This is a genomic window from Caballeronia sordidicola, from assembly GCF_000729995.1.
GTDB classification, from domain to species: Bacteria; Pseudomonadota; Gammaproteobacteria; order Burkholderiales; family Burkholderiaceae; genus Caballeronia; species Caballeronia sordidicola_A.
Genome location: NZ_JNFG01000011.1, coordinates 256448 through 277427 on the forward strand (window position 1 = coordinate 256448; position 20980 = coordinate 277427).

The window sequence follows — 20980 nt, forward strand, 5'->3', positions numbered from 1 at the left end:
TCGTGAACAGCGTAAGCACATCCGATTGACGTACTGCATGCACGCCAGTCAAGTGCTCGCGGGACAACTTTAGCGCCATTTGTCCAAGCATCAGACGGTCAAGCCAACTCGCCGACATCCGATTCCTAACCAACCAGATGCGTGCCGATTCGACGACGTGGTCGACGCGCCATGTTTTCGTCAAAGCGTGCGAGGCGAGCGCACTCGTCACTAAATAGCAAAGTAGGTGGGTTCGCGCCGCTGGGCTAATCGACTGTCGTTGGCGTGGCATGTTTGTTGATTCAGGCTCCGGCGAAGGTGACGCGATAGGGTAGACGCATGTTATCTGCACTCGCACTCACGATCCACGGCGACTTGCGCAACAATGACGACTAAGAACTGAATTTATCAGTCGTATCCCCCGACATGCGCTGGGCCGGCACTTGCCTCTGGCCGGTCGCCGCCGCACGCATGTCTTTGCGGCGTCAGCCCACAATGCTTAGGGGGGCTCTCCTTTAACGACGCACTTTGCGTATCAAATGCGATAGTTCGAGATCCGTCGCGATCTTCCAGACATGGCCGCGAGAATATCGAATGCCAAAGCGGCGTTCGATCGCCGCGCAAAGCCGCTCGTTGGTCCAGTTATCAGCTTCGATTCCTTGTGCTTTCGGGGAATGGCGTAACGCAGCGGCGACCCAAGACATTATTGTTGCCGTTGACACTTGTTGGCTCGGCCCGACATGCGAGCTGCTTTTGGGTTTAAGGCAGTCGGCAAACCCGAGGTCAATGATGATCTGTCTGACGTACACACGGGAAAAGCTGATCCCGAGATCCTTTGTGATCAACGAACGAAGGCGTCCGTCCGTCCACTGGTCTGACTTGTATCCGTGTGCCGAGGCTGATCCGCGTAACGCAGCTGCTATGTACTCCCGCGCCTCTGGACTAAGGGAAGGCTTCCTTCCTCCTACTGACATGCGCTCCAGCGCGTCCAAGCCACCTTCGGCCAGAAGCGCTCGATAGCGCCGCGCGGTTGAGATGGAAATGCCGAGCGCAGCGGCGACTTGGGCGGGGGATTTCCCCTCCGAAAGTAGTTGAGCGGCTTCTAACCGCAACGCCACGCTTGGTAGCATGTCCTTCGGCGTGCCCATGGCGTCAAAACGGAGTTTCGGATTCACAATGCTCGCACAAAAGCGCCAGCAGGGCTTGGAGTCGGGGTCGGGACTAATCTGACGAGCCTGCGTCCGGCTCGATTGTCAGCGATGTAGACATGAACCGCGAATGGCCGAAAGTGGCCGATAGCACCAGTTCGATGAACGTTCCACGGTGAGGGGGAGGAAACCTCGATGGCAGCTTTTCGGCGGTTTGGGTGAACGCGTGCTGCCGGCCATGAACGGACATCCGCTCGGACGATCGAAACAACATTCAAACGGCTGATGTATCAGGTAAAGCGGCCATGCCAATGACGCTATCGATTAAGCGAATCCGACCGCATTTCTAGATTCGCCGAACCACCGCGTCAAGGCCTCGCCAAATTCCTTGTGGTGATGAATCTTGATCGTCAACAGCGTTGAAGCGATGAAGGAGGTTGATGGGTTCCGGGAGATGGTCATCAGGTCGCGGCGTGCGGATAACGACCAGGTTCTTGTGTCAATCAGTGATACTGGCCCAGGGGTCCAGCGCCAACTCGCGCAACAGATTTTCGATCCATTCTTTACTACCAAACTTCACGGCACCGGCATGGGGCTTCGCATCAGCCGTTCAATCATTGAGTCGCACGGCCGCCACCTGTGGGTGATCGGCGCCCCTGGAAAGGGCGCGACCTTCCAGTTCACCGTGACCGCTGCGGCTGCGCACCGCAGGTAATGATGCAACCGTCAGGCAAGTCCGTGCCATGCCCGCATCTCTTCTGCCGAGAAAGGCTTTCCTATAAATGACCCCGATGTTGGAAATTCGCTCCGGTTTGTGCCAATCCAGGCTCTGTCGACGAGGTCGGACAGGGACAATACGCGCTTGATCGTGTCAGATGGGTCAAGGGTTGGCGACGTCCGCCAGTCAGCGAAAGCGTCTTCTACTTTAAGAAGCCCGTTCCAACGGTGGACCGAACAGCGTGCTTCAAAGTAACGTCGCAGCTGATCACGTTCAATTTCGGTTCCAGCACCCCCTTGGGCGATCACAGATAGAAATAACGGGAGAAAGCGATCAAAAGGATCTATTCTTTTTGACCTTCCAAGCTCCCTGCGTATTTTTTTAAACGTACTTGTATCGTTGTCGCGGTAAAAATTCTTCCCCGGTAAGCCAAGAGCGATGTATTGCTCAAACATCTTGTGATGTTGCAATTCGTTGTCCAAATCTTCCAGGTGTGACTTGAGTAACGCACCATGCTCAGGCTTCGAGACAAACACAGAATGTTGACGGTATCCCGCGAGTTTCAGCTTCGCATGCAATAGCTCGTGGGCCAACGCTGAAGCGGGAGAGTGGGTTGGCGATATGCCGATGCAGGTCTGCCCGTCCTGCGTTATCGATGTCCAGCCGACACCGTCGCAGCTTTCAGTGAACGTTATCGAGGTTATTGCGGAAACCTCATCGTAGAGGGCTTTGACCGCCGGGACCTTCAATGCAGCGTTTTTTAGGCTGATTGACATTTCCGGATTGATCCGTGTGCGCATGGAAGACCCATTGCTCGTAGCGAAGTCCGTTGCTTGCGCAACCAGTATCTATCAACTTATGCCTATTGCATGGTTGAGTGAACGGAACAAGTGAGTTGCCGCCGGTCATAGTGATCTCGGGTCGAATTTCGTCCAGAATCGTATGTGACGCTGAACTTGTCCCAAAGCGTCAGGGACGCGGCGGGTTGATGCCGTGCGCCGTTGCTGCATCCTACCGGAGGCGGTTCAGCTCTGCATTTCGTACATTTTATTATAATTTTCGTGCCTGAGGCTGGGACAGATTCGATATCACAGCATGTCGCTAAAAATGGCAAAGAGAGTGAAACAAGGAGAATCCCGTGAGCGGCCTGCCCACCCCACCTGTTAGCACACCTGCGCCTGCGGCAGCCTCGCGCGGCAAGATCGTCATGATGGCGGTCATCGCCGGCGCGGTGATCACCAATATCTATTGCACCCAGCCAATTCTGCCGTTGATCAAGGCGGCCTTTGGGGTCGACCTGGCCATGGTCGATCTCGTCGCGGCCGCGGCGCTGCTCGGCTTCTCGACCGGGCTTGCATTGCTCCTGCCGCTGGGCGACCGCTTCGACCGGCGCAAGCTGGTGCTTGGCCAGATTGCATTCGCTTGCGTTTTCGCCATTACAGCGGCGGTCTCGCCCAGCATCTGGGCGTTGATCGTGGCCTCCTTCGGCCTTGGCATCGTCAGTTGCGTGCCGCAGCAACTCGTGCCCTTCGCGGCCGTCATGTCGCCGCCGCACCAGAGGGGGCGTTCGGTCGGCACGGTCGTCAGCGGCATCATGGTCGGCATCATGCTCGGGCGCACGATCGCCGGCGTGGTCGGCCAGGCGTATGGCTGGCGCGCGGTCTATGGGATGGAAGCCGCGTTCATGGTGCCGGTCTGGATTGCTGCCGCAACGCTCCTGCCGCGCGGTGTGCCCTCCGTTGATCTCTCCTACGGCCGCCTGCTCGCTTCGCTCTGGCCACTGGCGCGGGACCATCGTCCAATTCGGGAATCGATGATTATCCAGGCACTGTTGTGGGCCTGTTTCAACGCCTTCTGGGTCAATCTTGCTGCACTTCTTGCCAGCGGACCCTGGCACCTTGGCAGTGCCTGGGCGGGCGGCTTCGGCATCATCGGCGCGGCCGGCGCGTTCGCCGCTTCACTGGGCGGTCATCTCTCCGACCGGCGCGGGACCCGCCATGTCGTCGGGATCAGTATCGGCATCGTCACGCTGGCTTATGTGCTTCTCGCCGGTGCGAATTCGTCGCTTACCTTGCTTGTGATCGGCGTCATTGTGCTGGATGTCGGCGTGCAAGCCGGGTTGGTATCCAACCAGACCCGGGCCTTCGCAGTCGATCCGAAAGCGCAGGGCCGCATAAACAGCCTCTATATGACGGCGACCTTCTTCGGCGGCGCCGTCGGTGCAACGGTCAGCGGCTGGTTGATGAGCCGCTTTGGCTGGTTGGGAATCGTCACCTTCGGTATTGTGCTCGGGCTCGTCGCGGCCGCTATCCATTGCGTGGGCGCTCCACGCAAGACCGAGGACCCGCACGGTCCAAATGCCGCTGCGCCCATCAAGGCAAGCGGGATCTCATCGAACCCAGATTGAGGCAGGCAAATCGCGAATCTGGTGGCCGGAGAGCGCCGTGCCTTGGCTTTCTGCTGGTTTTGACGGAGTGGGATCTTTATGCTCGGCATCGTTCGCATTGCGCTGCAAAGACCTTATACGTTCGTTGTACTGGCGATCTTTATCCTGATCGTCGGCTGCCTGTCCGCGCTTCGGGCGCCGACAGACATCTTCCCCGCGATCAACATCCCGGTTGTAAGCGTCGTGTGGCAGTACACGGGCCTTTCGCCCGACCAGATGGAAGGGCGGATCATGGCGCCGTTCCAGCGGGTGTTGACCACGACGGTCAACGGCGTGGAGCACATCGAAGGCACTTCTCTTAACGGTTATGGTGTCGTCAAGATTTTTTTCCAACCGGGCACTGATCTCGCGACAGCGAATGCGCAGGTCACCTCGATCTCGCAGGAAATCCTGAAGCAGTTGCCGCCTGGGGAGACACCGCCGTTTGTTCTCAACTACAACGCTTCGACGGTGCCTGTCATCCAGCTCGCTCTTTCGGGCAAGGGGCTCTCCGAGCAAAACCTGGCCGATCTGGGCCTGAACCAGTTGCGGCCGATGTTGACGTCGGTAGCCGGCGCCGCCATCCCGTTTCCATTCGGTGGCAAGACCCGGCAGGTCCAGATCAACGTCAAACCCGCTGAACTGCAGGCTCGCGGACTGTCTGCCCAGGATGTTCAGGGAGCGCTCGCAGCGCAGAATCTCATCACACCGGTGGGCACCGAAAAGATCGGCAAGACCGAGTACACGCTGCAGTTAAATGATGCACCGTCGACGATCGCCGAGATTGGCGACATGCCCGTCAAGTCGGCCAACGGAACCACCGTCTATATGCGCGACGTTGCCGATGTCACCGACGGCGCTCCCCCACAGCCGAACATCGTTCACGTGGAAGGCAAGCGTTCGGTGTTGCTCACCGTGTTCAAGAACGGCGCGGCATCCACCTTGTCCATCATCGCGGGGATCAGGCAAAAAGCAGCCGATGCGAAAGCGTCTTTGCCGGATAACCTCCAGATCGATCCGATTGGCGACCAGTCGCTATTCGTTCGCTCGGCGATCACCGGCGTCGCTCGCGAAGGCGTCATTGCCGCCTTGCTGACGAGCGCCATGATCCTGCTGTTCCTGGGTAGCTGGCGCTCGACCGTCATCATCGCGACATCCATTCCACTCGCCATTCTCGGGTCGATTTCAATACTGTCCGCCTTGGGCGAGACGCTGAACATCATGACGCTCGGAGGGCTCGCGCTCGCGGTCGGAATTCTCGTCGACGACGCCACCGTGACCATTGAGAACATCAACTGGCACCTCGAGCAAGGCAAGGAGGTCGAGCCTGCCATTCTCGATGGCGCCGCACAGATCGTCACCCCCGCGTTTGTTTCGTTGCTTTGCATCTGCATCGTTTTCGTGCCGATGTTTTTCCTGGGCGGCGTGGCCGGATTCCTGTTCGTACCGATGGCGGAAGCGGTGATCTTCGCGATGATCTCGTCGTTCATCCTGTCGCGGACCCTCGTGCCCACGATGGCCATGTACCTGCTCAAGCCCCACGTGCAGGAAGCTGAACCAGGGCAGCGCGTTTCTTCCAACCCGCTCGTGCGGTTCCAGCGCGGATTTGAGCGCGGTTTCGAGCGCGTCCGTTCGAGCTACAGCGGGATACTCGCGCTGTTGCTGACCCATCGACGTGTCTTTGTGACGGGGTTCTTCGGATTCGTCGTGCTGTCGTTCGCGCTGGTACCGTTTCTCGGACGCAATTTTTTCCCCGATGTCGACGCCGGCCAGATTTTGTTGCATGTGCGCGCGCCGGTCGGTACGCGTATTGAGACGACCGCCGAGATCTTCGCGGACGTGGAGCATCGCGTGCGGGCGACAATTCCAAATGCCGAGCTTGGCACCGTCGTCGACAATATGGGACTTTCAACCAGTTCCATCAATACCGCCTACAACAACACGGGAACAATAGGGCCGCAAGACGGGGATGTCCAGATCGCGCTTAAGGAAGGGCATCACCCCACGGCCGGATACGTTCGCAAGTTGCGCGAGTCGTTGCCGCGTGAATTTCCAGGCGTCACGTTCTCGTTCCCACCTGCGGATATCGTCGGTCAGATCCTGAACTTCGGCTCGCCCGCACCCATTGACCTGCAAATTCGCGGCAGGAGCCTGCCGGCCGATTTTGCCTACGCGAACACGATGCTGCGTCAAATCCGCCATATCCCCGGCGTGGTCGACGCCCGCATCGAGCAATCGCAGGCCAATCCCCAGTTCAACATTGACGTCGACCGGGTCCATGCGCAGCTTCAGGGGATCACCGAACGCGATGTCACCAACAGTCTGGTCGTGCACCTGGCGGGGTCGGGCCAGATCGCGCCTACCTACTGGCTCAACCCGGCCAATGGCGTTGAATATCCGATTGTCGTCCAGACGCCGCAATACGGTCTCGATTCGCTGCCGTCCCTGATGAATCTGCCCCTCACCAGCAGCGTAGCGGCCAACGACGGACAGATCCTCGCCGGCGTGGCCCGTGTGCATCGCACCGCGAGCAACGAGGTCGTCAGCGACTACAACGTCCAGCCCATGGTGGAGATCTTCGCGGCGACCCAGGGGCGCGATCTCGGTGCGGTTGCCGCGGGCATTCGCGACGTTATTGCCGCGAACGCCAAGGGTTTGCCAAAGGGAGCGAAGGTCGTCCTGCTGGGTCAGGTCCAGACCATGAGCAGCGCCTTCGCGGATCTACTCTTTGGGCTGCTCGGCGCAGTCGTGTTGATCTACCTGCTCATCGTGATCAATTTCCAGTCGTGGACCGACCCGCTGGTGATCGTCACCGCGCTGCCCGGGGCGCTCGCCGGCATCGTATGGATGCTGTTCGCGACGGACACCACGCTGTCGGTTCCCGCGCTGACGGGCGCCATCATGTGCATGGGTGTGGCCACTGCCAATGCCATTTTGGTGGTGAGTTTTTGCCGCGAACGTCTGGCCGGACACGGCGATGCATTCAAGGCAGCGCTTGAGGCCGGCGCCACGCGGTTTCGTCCCGTCTTGATGACCGCGTTGTCGATGATCATCGGCATGGCACCGATGGCGCTCGCGCTCGGCGAGGGCGGCGAGCAGAACGCGCCGCTGGGCCGCGCGGTGATAGGCGGGCTGCTGTTCGCGACGGTCGCCACGCTGTTCCTCGTGCCGGCCGTCTTTTGCATGTTCCATTCGCGTCCGGGTCACAGCTCGCCCGCGCCGGCTTCCGGAGACTCGATCCATGCCGTCTGACCCCACACCGCGCGCGGCGCTGCCGCAACGCCAGCTTTCGTTCATCGCGATTGTCGGCGGGGTGCTCGCCATCATCATCGTGGCGGGCGGCATCGCACTGCGCCTGAAGGACGAACATCAGCTCAAGGACTGGACGGAAACCCAGGCCATCCCGTCAGTGAATGTCGTCCTGCCCGCCAAGGAAGCGCCGGGCGGCTTGCTGGCCCTGCCCGGCCGCCTGGAGGCCTTCGAGAGCGCGCCCATCTATGCCCGTGTCAGCGGCTACCTGAAATCCTGGCGTGTCGATATCGGCAGCCAGGTGAAGGCCGGCGAAGAACTCGGCGTGATCGATACGCCGGAACTCGATCAGCAGTTGAATCAGGCAAGGGCCGACCTTGCCAGTTCAAAAGCCGATGCCGCGCTGGCCAGGACGACGGCGAACCGATGGCAAGGACTCCTGGACTCTGATTCCGTGTCGCGCCAGGATGTCGACGTCCGCACGCAAGACTATGCGTCGAAGCAGGCACGCGTGTCGGCGGCTCAGGCAAATGTCGACAGGCTGGTCGCCACCAAGCGTTTCGCAAGGATCGTCGCGCCGTTCAACGGTGTGATCACCGCGCGCGAAACGGACGTCGGCGCATTGGTCAATGCCGGCGGCGGTACCGGACCGCAGCTCTTTTCGGTATCGAGCGTGGATAAGCTGCGTCTTTACGTGCATGTCCCGCAAGAAGACGCGCCGATGATCAAAACCGGTGGGACCGCCTCCTTCAGCGTGCCGGAATATCCCGGCAAAAGCTTTACGGCCACGGTGGTGGGTCTGGCCGATTCCATCAACGCGGCATCGGGAACGACGCTCGTCCAGTTGCTGGTCGACAATCCCGGTCACCTCTTGCGCCCGGGCGGCTTCGCGAACCTGCACTTCGCGTTGCCCGCACGTGACGGCGCGATGCGCGTGCCGGCCAGCGCGCTGATATTCGATAACCAGGGGCTCCGGCTCGCCACCGTCGATGGTCGCGACACGATCCGGTTCCGGTCCGTTGCGATCCTGCAGGACCTGGGTAATGCCGTCGATATCGGCTCGGGACTCACCGAGAATGACCGCGTAATCGACACGCCGCCCGATGGTCTTGTCGAAGGCGACCACGTTCAGGTGATCAGACCCGCCGCCAAGGTTGCAAACCATGGCTAGGTGCCGGACATTCGCCTCGCTCGTCAGTGCCGCGGCGCTGGCCGGGTGCTCGCTCGCCCCGCGCTACGAGGTTCCGGATGTGCCTGTCGCGGCACAGTACCGGTCCCAGGGACCCTGGGCTCCGGCCAGCCCGGCTGACCAGCTTGACCGCGCGGGATGGTGGAAGCTGTACCGGGAACCCGGACTCGATGACCTCGAGCAACGCCTGATCGCGAATAACCCCGACCTGCGGGCTGCGTTATTTCACTATGAGCAAGCCGAGGCGTACATCAGGCAGGTCAGTTCGCAGCTGTATCCCCAGGTATCGGCTGCCGGTAATGTCCAGCGTGAGCGCGAATCGGACACGCGGCCCTTGCGTAACGCTACCGCTCCCGCCGACTACAACTCGGCCACGCTAGGTGTCGAAGTGGACTACGAAGTCGACCTCTGGGGACGCGTGCGCGATTCCGTTGCGGCAAGCAAGGACGAAGGCCTGGCGTCGAACGCCGATTTGGCGTCGACGCAGCTGAGCCTCGAAATCGAACTGGCTCGAAGCTACATCGACCTGCGTGGTCTCGATCAGCAAATCCAGCTTATCGACGGCACCGATCAGGCCTATCAGAAGGCGCTCGATCTGACGCGCAGCCGACATGGCGGTGGAATCGTGTCGGGCCTTGATGTGGCGCGGGCAAGCAATCAGTTGTCCTCTACCGAGTCCCAACTCACCCAAGTCAAGGCGAGGCGAGCGCTGCTCGAGCATGCAGTGGCTGTCCTGGTCGGCGCGTCGCCATCGGAGTTTCACATTGAGCCGAGCACCCGTCCAATCCAGTTGCCTGTCATCCCGGTGGGCATGCCGTCGGCGTTGCTGCAAAGGCGCCCGGACGTTGCCGCAGCCGAGCGGCGCATAGCGGAGGCCAATGCCAAAATCGGCGTTGCGCGCGCCGCCTACTTTCCGACGCTGACGCTCAGCGCTCAAGGCGGCGTGCAGAGCTCGGTGTACGCCGATCTGCTGAGCGCTCCGAGCTCCTTCTGGGCGCTCGGACCCACGCTTGCGATGTATCTCTTCGACGGCGGCAGGCGGGCGGCACAAGTAGAGTCCGCGAAGGCGGCAACGGCGGAGGCCGGCGCTCGCTACCGAAGCGTGGTGCTCGCTTCATTCAGGCAGGTTGAAGACGACCTTTCGCTGCTGGACGATCTGGGCGTCGCAACGAATCAGCAGCAAGACGCCGCAAGCGCAGCCGACACGTCGGTCAATCTGTCGCTCTCGCTGTATCGGCGTGGCGCGGTCAGCTATCTCGATGTAGTCGAATCCCAATCCGCCGCGCTTGAATCAGAACGAAGCGTGATCCAGCTTCGAACGCAGCAGCTGGACGCAAATATAGACCTCGTTCGCGCGCTCGGGGGAGGTTGGACCAAGGGCGACCTGGAGCCGGCCGAAGCGTCGACGCAGTCGGGCTTATTTTAAACAGGAATGCTAAAAGACAAACTGAAATTCACATCCAATTCCCGTAACACACGATTATCCAATCACCAACCCGTCGGTCGCTTTACGTGTCACGTTAACAACGAGTGCCGACAAACCGCGCTTTCACGCAATCGACAATATCGATCGTGAAGCGCACAGACGGAGAATCCAAATGAGTTTGATCGAACACGCAATCGTTTCAAGTCAAGCAAGCGCAAAGCACCACGATCCATCGCTGGCGGACAAGCCGGCTCCGAAGGTTGCGATCATCACGTGCATGGACCCTCGTATGAACGGGCTGCTGGAGCGTTTCGATATCAAACCCGCCGACGCGGACCTGATTCGCAATGTTGGAACCGTGGTGACCGACGATGTTGTGCGGTCGCTCATGTTTTCGATTCACGTACTGGGCGTGAAGGACGTCATGATCGTCGGGCACACGGGTTGCGGCAGTGAGATGTTCACGGACGACTCGTTCGAAAAGCATCTGCACGAACGCACTGGCGTGCTGACAGTGGAACCGGCTAAGTTCCACTTCTATACCGATGTGAACGTAGCGACGAGGAAGCAGATGTTGAAGCTCCGGTCTCATCCATGGATACCGTCAGAAATTACCATTCGCGGCTTCGTTCTCAATCTCGCAACAGGGGAACTTAAAGAAGTTCCGATGGAGGGCCGTCTGTAAGACTAGTATCGCGGGGCGGGACTTTCAACCCTCGGCTGCGTCGATGTAGTCCGGCTGCATCGCGGTTGACCATCGGCGCAGCCTGCACAGCACCGCCCACACTTCGTGGCTTACAGAGAGTGAACCAAACCGTGGGAGGTCAATTCATGCCGCGCGGCGTGCACTCGGCGAGTTTTCAGTTGCAGAAGTCTTGGTCAACACGGCAAGTTTCTCAACCGAGAATTCTTCGTTGAGAACAGCAACTCTGACCTGTGCAAGACAGTGCGCTCCCTCGTCCGTCCATCGCATTTGTTGCTTCTTCGCCATGCGATGGCTGACCACCAGGTTCTTCGCGGACTCGGCGATGCTGCGGCTGATCGGTAGCCCCTTGTGATAGCGCATTCCATAGTTCACCAGCGTACCGGCGTTGTGCTCGATGTAGAAGTACAGGCGGCGCAGGTTCCAGAACAACGTCGAGTGCTCATAGCCTTCCCTTGCCAGCAGCGTGGCGTCCAGGGCTTTGATGCAGAAAGCGGATTGTCGGCCTTTTCCATGCCAAACCAGCCACTTGGCGTGATCGATCTCTGTCTCTACAGCGATTCGCTCTTCGGGCTCAATCATCTGGCTTCCTAACACCGAGTTCTTGGCAGCCTTGAACTTCATCGCGATGTGAAACCAGTCCAGAATCCTCCCCCTAACGAGCTGGCTGCCGTCCACAGCCTTGCCAAATTCGCCAGCGTCATCGCTGATCACGGTGACTCGCTCGTTTGGAGCCACGCCGCTTGCAAAGAGAAATTGGTCCAGCCGCGCGGGAGCCGATGGCACCAGCTTATGCACATACGCGTAGAGACGCGGGGTGCGATCCGCAAGAGTTGCACGGCCCGCAACGATGTTGACATGTCGATCCCGCGGCAAGTTCTGCGTCCAAGGCGATTTCAGCTCCGCCAGGTCGCGCCCCGCTTTGCGGCTCTTGGGGCTGCTACTGAAGCTCAGCCAAGCCGAGTCGACGCTCACGCAGCCCACGATGGTCGATTCGAGAACCTGCTCTGCGCTGACCGCTTTTGGTCCAGACGCGATATCCCGCTCGATCTGCGCGTCCAGCGCCCTACCGACGGCGAGGATCCGACGGCGAGTACTACCGAAGGAAATCCCTTTGTCCAGCGGAAGGACCTCTCGAAGCAGCTCAGTGGCCTGACGGTAGGGTAGATGGGCGGCCCATTTGGCCTGCAGATACTCCAATTCCGGCGTCACACACTTGTGAACGGCTTTGCACAGCGGACTCACCGAGCGGCGCGGTTGCCCTTGCTTTGCCTCGCAATTGCACGCCCATAGCCTCGGACTCGGCACGTTGACTTTGCCAAACACGGTTCGCACGACGATCGACCGGGCATCCTTGTGCGCCAGCATCGAGCCACAACGATCGCAAGCCAAATCTCTTACGTGAACGACCACAAGCAAACGGCGCATCGTTTCAATCAGCTTTCCCAGCAAGGCAAATCGATCCGATAGCGGATCGCCAATGATCTGAAAGCGATATCCGGATGGCTCTTCTTCGCTTGTCGGGTCGAATGCCTCCAAAGAAAGTTTCTCGCCAAACAAAGGACTTCGAAAATGGAATTGTATGTGCAGACTAGACACATTCAGGCGAGGCCGGGCCGGGGCGCTGCACGGCCTCTCCACATAACCGTGCGCTGCACATAAGTCCAGCACCACGACGTCAGCGTACACGAGCCGAGTTGCGAGCTATCCAGGCTTGCCCAAGAGCTTCTCCTGTTCGAGCGCGTTGACCAGCTCGATGGCGGAGAAGAAGCGCACGCGCGGCGATGGTGTTCACGAACCTGCACACCGATCGCGGTTGCCAGATGGGTCTTGTCGGTGCCCGGGCCCGCCCACTGGAATGATGTTGTGCGCCAAGTCGATGAACCAGCACTAAAACACTTTCATCTGAAGGTCATCACGATCCAGAACAAAGTCGCTAAACCGAGCATACTGGTGAGGTTGGCGAACCAGCTGGAATTGTTCGATGTTCGCAGTGACAGCCTGAATAACACTTGTTCTGCTTGCGGCGAATCGAGGTTTTTGCCGGAATTGGTGCTCTGTTTCACAAGGCCGCGAAACCAGCTAGGCAGTTATTCCCATGCGATTTAACGATCGGAGATGTGGAATGCTAGATAGTCACCCGGGTACCGTCTCCGCAGAATTGCGACCCATTTCGATGGACGAGTCCGATCGCGTATTCAGGAAAGTGGCTTGGAGGATTATTCCATTCATTTTTCTTATCTTCGTATTGGCAATGGTCGATCGCATAAACATCGGATATGCGAAACTTCAATTTTCCCACGATCTTACATTTTCCGACACAGTTTATGGAATGGGCGCTGGCGTGTTCTTCATCGGGTATATGCTGTCGGACGTCCCAAGTAACATGCTTCTCCATAAGAGGGGCGCTCGCGCAACCATCTCGCGAATAATGATACTGTGGGGCATCATCTCAGCGTCAATGATGTTCATCAGTAGCTCGACACAATTTTATGTTTTTCGATTTGCCCTTGGCCTCGCTGAAGGAGGTTTGTTCCCTGGCGTGTTCCTCTATCTGACGTATTGGTTCTCAACAGACCGCCGTGCGAGGATGTTGGCATTACCTTTGGCGGCTATCCCTGTAGCTGGAGTTATTGGGGCTCCTCTTTCCGGGTATCTTCTCGACACGATGCACAACGTCAACGGACTCAGAGGTTGGCAGTGGATGTTCTTGATCGAGGGAATTCCGTCGGTAATCGTCGGAGTAATTGCATATTTCTTCCTTGAAAACTCGCCACGAAACGCAAAATGGCTAAGCTGTAGGGATAAACAGATAATTGCAAACATGCTCGAATTCGACATCACGAAACCTGACGTTAGTAAGAGTCGAGCGAATATGCGACACGCGCTGACTTCGCCGATTTTTCTGGTTTTGATAGTTCTTCAGGCTATCGGAGGGGTGGCAAATAGCGGCTTCTCATTTTGGCTTCCCCAGATTATCCACGATCTCGGAGTAACGAATCTGCGGGCAAATGGTGTTGTCACGTCAATTCCCTATTTATGTGCCGGGATTGGAATGTACGTCTGGGGATATTCTTCCGATCGTAATAGAGAACGTCGATGGCACTACGCGGTAGCGGCCATTCTGGGCGCGACCGGACTATTAATCACCTGTGCACATACCGATCAGCTATCTATCGCTGTCGCTGGACTTTCTTTGGCTTACGTCGGCACACTATCCTGTACTTGCGTTTTTTGGGCTTACTCAACGACTTACCTCAAGAACGGTGCCGCAGTCATCGGCATTGCCTTTATCAATTCCGTCGCGTCCCTCGTGACGTATGGAAGTCTCTCGCTGTTCGGTGCGATCCGGACAGCCACGCATTCGACCACGCTCGGTCTCTATATCATCGCTGCCTTGATGTTCTTCGCTGCCGCACTCGTATTTTGTTTGCCTAAGCACATTCAAAAGGAGAATTAAAAAAAGGCTTCTAAGCAACCTTTTTTGTGCAATGAGCATCGTTGAAATCATCTTTACGCGAAAGTCAGAATCGGTATGAGACACTCCACATGGTTGGCGATGAGCATCAGCGCTTCTCCTGGTCAGACAAAAGCATTGCCCACGGTTGCGCAATTTCAGGAGCCCGATTCCATCTTTGGGATAGAAGCGGCTTTTCTTCCTGACAAAACGAGTGTTCTCAATGGCAGTGGATTCCGAGTTCATGCTGGAACCGCTCCGCGAAGGGGCAGACTTCACGCTTTACCGCGGCAGGGAGCTCGGCAACGCGACGCCGATCCTGGCCCTGGCGGTCGCCGCTGAACGGCCGTCGCCGCAGTGCCTCCGGCGGCTCGAACACGAGTACTCGCTCGCGACCGAACTCGATGCGGCTTGGGCAGCCCAGCCGCTTGCGCTGAGCCGTCACGAGGGACGGGCGCTCCTCATTCTCAAGGATCCGGGTGGTGAACCGTTGGATCGGATCATTGCGCGGCAGAAGCACCACCCGATCGACCTGACCCGCTTTCTGCGCATTGCCATCGGTCTGGTTGCGGCACTCGGCCAGGCCCATCGGCGAGGCCTCATCCATAAGGATGTCAAGCCTGCGAACGCACTTGTCGACGCCGCCAGTCGCGTGTGGCTCACAGGCTTCGGCATCGCGTCCCGGCTGCCCCGCGAGCGGCTTTCGCCCGTGCCGCCCGAGATCATTGCCGGCACACTGGCCTACATGTCGCCTGAACAGACTGGACGCATGAACCGCACGATCGATTCCCGCAGTGATCTTTATTCACTCGGCGTCACACTTTACGAATTGTTGACGGGTCGCCTTCCTTTCATTTGTTCCGATCCGATGGAATGGGTGCACTGCCATATTGCAAGACAACCACCTTCTCTTGGAGGACAGACGCCCGATATCCCCGGTCCAGTCTCGGCCATCATCATGAAGTTGCTGGCCAAACCCGCCGAAGAGCGATACCAGACGGCAGTGGGCCTCAAGCGTGATCTTCAGCGGTGTCTCAACGAATGGGAGTTTCTTGGACGCATCGGCGCGTTCCCGCTCGGTGAGCACGACACGTCGGATCGGCTGCTGATTCCTGAAAAATTGTACGGGCGTGCATCTGAAATCGATACGCTGTTAGCGTCCTTCGATCGGGTCGTAGCAGAAGGCAGGCCGGAACTCGTTCTCGTTTCGGGTTACTCGGGGGTTGGCAAGTCCGCTGTTGTCAATGAGCTCCACAAATCACTTGTATCGCCTCGTGGCCATTTTGCATCTGGCAAATTCGACCAGTACAAGCGCGACATACCGTATGCGACCCTCGCGCAAGCCTTCCAATCCCTCATCCGTCCAATCCTAGCGAAGAACGAAGAGGAGATGGGCCGTTGGCGTGATGCAATCCTGGAGGCGCTTAGTCCGAACGGTCAACTCATGGTGGATCTGATCCCCGAACTGAAGCTCATCATTGGTGAGCAGCAGCCGGTTCTGCAACTTCCACCGCGAGATGCGCAAAGTCGCTTTCAACTGGTATTCCGTCGCTTTGTTAGCGTGTTCACGCAGGTGCATCCCCTCGCTCTCTTTTTCGACGATCTGCAATGGCTTGACGCGGCTACGTTGGATCTGATGGAGAATCTGCTCACGCATTCGGACGTGAAACATTTGATGTTGATAGGTGCTTACCGCGACAATGAAGTAGCCCCTACGCATCCGCTGATGCGCAAGCTGGACGCCATTCGCCAAGCCGGAGCGACAGTGCATGACATCGTACTTGCTCCACTGACGCGTAACGATCTGGAAGAGTTGATCGCAGATTCCCTTCATTGCGAACGGGAACGTACCGGCCCGTTGGCGGAACTGATCGAAGAGAAGACTACCGGCAATCCGTTTTTTGCCATTCAATTTCTTTCTGCACTCTTCGAAGAGCGACTACTTGTCTTCGATCACGCCGTAGGGCAGTGGTGTTGGGATCTGAATCGCATTCACTCCAAGGGTTATACCGACAATGTCGTGGACCTGATGGTAGGGAAATTGAACCGCCTACCTACCGGAACACAAAAAGCGCTACAGCAGCTTGCATGCCTCGGCAACAGCGCCGACTTCGCCATGCTGCGCATGGTGTACCAGGACTCGAGCGAGGCGATGCACGGGCAACTGTGGGAAGCAGTCCGAACCGGGATTCTTTTCCGATCAGAAAATGCTTACCGGTTCCTCCACGACCGCGTGCAGGAAGCCGCATATACCATGATTCCTCAGACATTACGCGCAGAGGCGCATCTTCGGATCGGCATGTTGATGGCCTCACACACATCGCCAGACAAACTCGAGGAAGGTATCTTTGAGATCGTCAATCAACTCGACCATGGCACTCATTTGGTCACGTCGATTGCGGAGCGTGAACGCATTGGGCAATTGAATCTCGTCGCGGGTAGACGAGCGATGATCTCAACGGCGTATGCCTCGGCACTGAAGTACCTCCACGCCGGACGCGCATTGTTGACGGACGAGACCTGGAGTCGCAACTACGATCTTATGTTCCGCATCGAGTATCTGCTGGCTGAATCCGAAGTGCTGACCGCTGATATGTCCACTGCGGAAAATCGGCTTTTCATGTTGGCCGAACGGGCGAGAAACGCCCACGATAGTGCGCTTGTCACCCGTTTGCGCTTGATGCTCTATAACATTCTGAGTCGCGGTGACCGAGGCGTAGAGGTATTCATCGAGTACCAGCGCGGTCACGGCAAAGACTGGTCGCCACATCCCACCAACCAGGAAGTATCGCGCGAATACGATCAGATCACGGCCCTGGTGGGACCCTCAAACATTGAGGAACTTGTTAACCTGCCCCTGATCATCGACCCGGATGTGCTCGATGATCTGGATGTTTTCGCCGAGGTCGCCATGTCGGCGATGTTCATCGATGAGAACCTTTATGCCCTCGTGCTTTGCCGGATGGTCAGCCTAAGCCTCAAGCATGGCAATAGCGACGCAGCGTGCTTCGCGTACGTATCGCTAGGTATGCTCTCTGGGTCGCGTTTCGGCGACTATGAGATCGGATTCAAGTTTGGCAAGCTTGGTTACGATCTGGTGGAAAAGCACGCATTGCACCGCTATCAGGCTCGCGTCTATGTGCGTTTTGGTAACTGTGTCATGCCATGGACGCGACACGTCAGGACAGGACGGGAACTCGTGCAGCGCGCTTTCGACGCCGCAAACAGGACAGGAGACCTGACTTTTGCAGGCTATAGTTGTCATCATCTGAACACCAATCTTCTTGCGACGGGAGATCCTTTGGCCGAGGTGCAACGTCAGGCGGAGGCGGCCCTCGAGTTTGCAAAAAAAATGCGTTTCGTCCGTATCATTGACCACCTCACAACGCAGATCGCGCTCGTCCGGACGCTTCGAGGCTTGACAACGAAATTCGGTTCGTTCAATGACGATCACTTCGACGAGCTTCAGCTTGAGCATCGTCTTTCAGATAACGCTACCTTGGCGACGCGAGCGTGTTTTTATTGGATCCGGAAGTTACAGGCGCGTTTCTTTGCGGGAGATTACGCTTGCGCAATCCAGGCGTCATTGAAGGCCGAACGCCTCCTTTGGTCATCGCACTCGCACTTTGAAGCGGCGGAGTATCACTTTTACGGCGCTCTCAGCCGGGCCGGCGTGTTTGACTATGCAGGTGAGGACGCGCAGCAAGTGCACTTCAAGGCGCTGACCGACCATCACCGGCAGCTTGCCATATGGGCGGAGAATTGCCCCGAGAATTTCGAAAACCGCGCCGCACTAGTGGGCGCGGAAATAGCCCGGATCGAAGGGCGTGACCTCGACGCTATGCGCCTCTACGAGCAGGCGATCCGCTCCGCACAGGCAAACGGCTTTGTGCACAATGAAGCGGTAGCCAATGAAGTTGCGGCGCGCTTCTATGCAGCACGAGGTTTCGACAAAACCGCCCGTGCGTACCTGCGCGATGCCCGCCACGGCTATCTCAATTGGGGAGCGGATGGCAAAGTAAGGCAGCTTGACCAGCACTATTCGCACATTGCAGACGAGCAAGTAACTGCGAGCTTGTCCGGGACGATCGAGGCACGGGTCCAACTTTTGGATCTGGCCGCGGTTATCAAGGTCTCGCAGGCACTGTCGAGCGAGATCGTCCTTCCCAGATTAATCGAGAAGCTGGTACGAATCGCGGTAGAGAATGCGGGGGCCGAGCGCGGGCTGCTGATCCTCCTTCGGGGTGGTGCTCTGGGCGGCGAGCCGTGGATCGTAGCGGAGGCGACCAGTGGACCGAGCGGGATCGAGGTTGCGGTCCGGCAGGCACCCATCACGCCGTCTGACCTCCCGCAATCCGCGCTGCATTATGTGATCCGGACGCAGGAGGGCGTACTTCTTGACGATGCCTCGGCCGATGTCGTGTATTCAAAGGACGAATATGTGCGGCGCAAGCGCTCACGGTCCGTACTGTGCCTGCCAATCGTCAAGCAGAGGAAACTTGTTGGCGCGCTTTATCTGGAGAACAACCTGACACCGTTCGTCTTCACGCCCGACCGCGTTGCGGTGCTGGAGTTGCTGGCGTCGCAAGCCGCCATTTCACTGGAGAATGCGCACCTCTATTCCGATCTGCAACTCCAGGCCGACCTGCTGCAGCGACTTCCTGTGTCCGCTTGGACGCTCGATCCTGATGGGACACCGGACTTCGTGAATCAAGTTTGGCTTGACTACTCCGGTCAGACTCTCGATTTCGTCCGGTCGTATCCCGAGGCTTGGATGACTGCGGTGCACCCCGACGATCGCGAAGCGGCAACGACGGCCTTTTGGGACGGAGTACGCTCGGGACAAGGATTCGCAGCAGAAACCCGCTCTCTCCGAGCGCAGGACGGAAGCTATCGCTGGCATCTCCAACAAGCTGTGGTCTTGCGTGATGCTGAAGGAACGGTTCTGAAATTCATTGGTACCACCACCGATATCGACGAGCAGAAGCGTGCCGAAGACGCGCTACGTCAAGCGCAAGTCGATCTCGCGCGCATTAACCGGGTGACAACCATGGGAGAGCTCACGGCTTCCCTGGCTCATGAAATCAATCAACCGATTACCGGTGCCATCACCTACGCAAAAGCTTGCTTGCGTTGGCTTGATCGCGATAAGCCGAATCTGGATGAAGCGCGCGCGGCTGTCATCAGTATTGTGAGAGACGGACAACGCGCTGCTCGGATTATGGGCAGGATCCGCACACAATTCGAGAAGGGCGCCCTGAATCGGGAGGTCTTTGGCGTAAGCGAGATTATTCGAGAAACTGTCGGCCTCTTGCGCGGCGAGGCAGGGCGGTACAACATATCGGTTCGGACGGAGCTGGCAGCCGATCTTCCTCGGATTCTTGGAGATCGCGTGCAATTGCAGCAGGTCGCGATGAATCTGATCGTCAACAGCTTCGAGGCGATGAAGGACGTGGACGGAATACGAGAGATGGTCGTCAAGTCGCAGCGTGCCGCAAACGAGCAGATTCTCGTTTCAGTCAGTGATACCGGCATAGGGGTTCCGCCGCAGCTTGCAGAACAGATTTTCGATCCGTTCTTCACCACTAAATCCCACGGCACCGGCATGGGGCTTCGCATCAGCCGTTCAATCGTCGAGTCGCACGGCGGGCGCTTGTGGGTCGCCGACACCCTTGGGCAGGGGGCGACCTTTCAGTTCACCCTGCCTGTTGCGATTGCTGACCGCAGTTAATTAACTATCTAGCGGTCAGACTTCGCGGGCGCGCAGTCGCGCGTTCGCTTCCAACTGTGAGGGGCCCGGTTCAGTTGAAATCCAAATCGGGTACTGGCTCGCGTCGGGGTGGAAAGTCGCTCATTTCATTGCTCAACGTCGCCTGAAAATGGTGCCTGGCAGCACGGCGACCACTGAAGGCTCCATCTGAGTGTCCGTTACTTGCTGGTCAACCGTCATTCGGCACACGCAATACCGGGAGACAGCTATGGGTCGGGAGTGTGAGTTCGCTAATGCAGGAAGCCGCCGTCGAGTTGCTTGATGCCGCCATCGTCAGCTGTCCGCCGTATTGCCGACGTAGAACCCGGCCCGTCCCAATGGCAGCTAAGGCCGACGACTTGCCGATCACAAACGCGTAGTAACAGGCGGTTGATCGGCCTTATTCGGATACCCTGCGTACATAGGAGCAAGAGACCATTAGGTCGAGCGTGCCCGCATCGAGTATCTGAATAAGAACCGGATTCTGCTTCGCGCGGACCGAAGCAATCGCCTTTTGCATTCGCCCCATTGCACTCGTAGATCACCATTCGGCACTCGCGGGAACCAGACTGACCGACCTTGTGCCAAATGAGGTGCAAGCGGCGTTCGATCGTGTGCGCCGCACTATCATTAACGCCTTCTTCGGCTACGATCTCTTTGTCGTCGGTGAGGTACAAGCTTTTGGCGCATTCGAGTTGGTTTAGAAACATCGCCTCAATGTTCGTGGTAAGTGTTCGCGATAACGGAGGCGCCCCGCCTGCACCGCATCAACACGCTGTGGAAGCAGCTTGCTCCGACGAAGTGCAATCAGTTTCTCCGCAACACTTAGTGCCTCTCACGGCATTTCGGATATCCACTCGCCCGGCATGGACCTCCAGGTAATGGAAGCCTGTGCTCTCTGGATCAGCTACGTTTATTCGCCACATTCCGAATAAGC

Annotated in this window: 11 protein-coding genes and 1 pseudogene; 8 read left to right on the forward strand and 4 right to left on the reverse strand. The window is 58.1% G+C overall.

The window, feature by feature from the left end:
• Nucleotides 1-494 precede the first annotated feature (494 nt).
• Nucleotides 495-1154: a helix-turn-helix domain-containing protein gene (locus FH08_RS53355; protein ID WP_152602812.1), complete on the reverse strand. Its 660-nt coding sequence runs from the start codon at nucleotides 1152-1154 to the stop codon at nucleotides 495-497.
• A gap of 376 nt (nucleotides 1155-1530) precedes the next feature.
• Between FH08_RS53355 and FH08_RS0112825 the strand changes: the two genes are divergently transcribed.
• Nucleotides 1531-1842: an ATP-binding protein gene (locus FH08_RS0112825; RefSeq protein WP_152602813.1), complete on the forward strand. Its 312-nt coding sequence runs from the start codon at nucleotides 1531-1533 to the stop codon at nucleotides 1840-1842.
• Between the two features lie 11 nt (nucleotides 1843-1853).
• Here FH08_RS0112825 and FH08_RS0112830 read toward each other — a convergent pair whose 3' ends face one another.
• Entirely contained in the window at nucleotides 1854-2645 is a 792-nt protein-coding gene (locus tag FH08_RS0112830; RefSeq protein ID WP_031358705.1) for a hypothetical protein, read from the reverse strand.
• 338 nt (nucleotides 2646-2983) lie between these two features.
• Here FH08_RS0112830 and FH08_RS0112835 point away from each other — a divergent pair, with 338 nt between their 5' ends.
• The 5 genes from FH08_RS0112835 to FH08_RS0112855 all read left to right on the forward strand — a co-directional run bounded on the left by FH08_RS0112835 (nucleotide 2984) and on the right by FH08_RS0112855 (nucleotide 10819).
• The gene (locus FH08_RS0112835) at nucleotides 2984-4252 is read left to right on the forward strand and encodes an MFS transporter (protein ID WP_051888208.1); all 1269 of its coding nucleotides are present in this window, start codon (nucleotides 2984-2986) and stop codon (nucleotides 4250-4252) included.
• Between the two features lie 78 nt (nucleotides 4253-4330).
• Complete coding sequence (locus tag FH08_RS0112840; RefSeq protein WP_031358707.1) at nucleotides 4331-7522, forward strand: efflux RND transporter permease subunit; 3192 nt, start codon at nucleotides 4331-4333, stop codon at nucleotides 7520-7522.
• A complete protein-coding gene (locus tag FH08_RS0112845; RefSeq protein ID WP_031358708.1) occupies nucleotides 7512-8690 on the forward strand; it encodes an efflux RND transporter periplasmic adaptor subunit in 1179 nt (392 codons plus the stop codon). The genes FH08_RS0112840 and FH08_RS0112845 overlap by 11 nt, the downstream gene beginning before the upstream one ends.
• Nucleotides 8683-10134, forward strand: coding sequence for an efflux transporter outer membrane subunit (locus FH08_RS0112850; protein WP_031358709.1), 1452 nt, complete (start codon nucleotides 8683-8685; stop codon nucleotides 10132-10134). The genes FH08_RS0112845 and FH08_RS0112850 overlap by 8 nt, the downstream gene beginning before the upstream one ends.
• 172 nt (nucleotides 10135-10306) lie before the next feature.
• Nucleotides 10307-10819, forward strand: coding sequence for a carbonic anhydrase (locus FH08_RS0112855; protein WP_051888210.1), 513 nt, complete (start codon nucleotides 10307-10309; stop codon nucleotides 10817-10819).
• A gap of 144 nt (nucleotides 10820-10963) precedes the next feature.
• Here the strand turns inward: FH08_RS0112855 and FH08_RS49460 are convergent, their stop codons facing one another.
• Both FH08_RS49460 and FH08_RS53360 read right to left on the reverse strand, forming a co-directional pair.
• Nucleotides 10964-12526 (reverse strand): ISKra4 family transposase, encoded by a 1563-nt coding sequence (locus FH08_RS49460; RefSeq protein WP_419177996.1) that lies wholly within the window; start codon nucleotides 12524-12526, stop codon nucleotides 10964-10966.
• Between the two features lie 18 nt (nucleotides 12527-12544).
• Nucleotides 12545-12727, reverse strand: a pseudogene (locus FH08_RS53360) (ATP-binding protein); the annotation flags it as partial.
• 235 nt (nucleotides 12728-12962) lie between these two features.
• On the opposite strand from FH08_RS53360, the gene FH08_RS0112870 reads away from it, so the two are divergent.
• Both FH08_RS0112870 and FH08_RS0112875 read left to right on the forward strand, forming a co-directional pair.
• Complete coding sequence (locus FH08_RS0112870; RefSeq protein WP_031358712.1) at nucleotides 12963-14297, forward strand: MFS transporter; 1335 nt, start codon at nucleotides 12963-12965, stop codon at nucleotides 14295-14297.
• Between the two features lie 220 nt (nucleotides 14298-14517).
• Nucleotides 14518-20025: a trifunctional serine/threonine-protein kinase/ATP-binding protein/sensor histidine kinase gene (locus FH08_RS0112875; protein WP_035566050.1), complete on the forward strand. Its 5508-nt coding sequence runs from the start codon at nucleotides 14518-14520 to the stop codon at nucleotides 20023-20025.
• The last annotated feature ends 955 nt before the right edge of the window (nucleotides 20026-20980 follow it).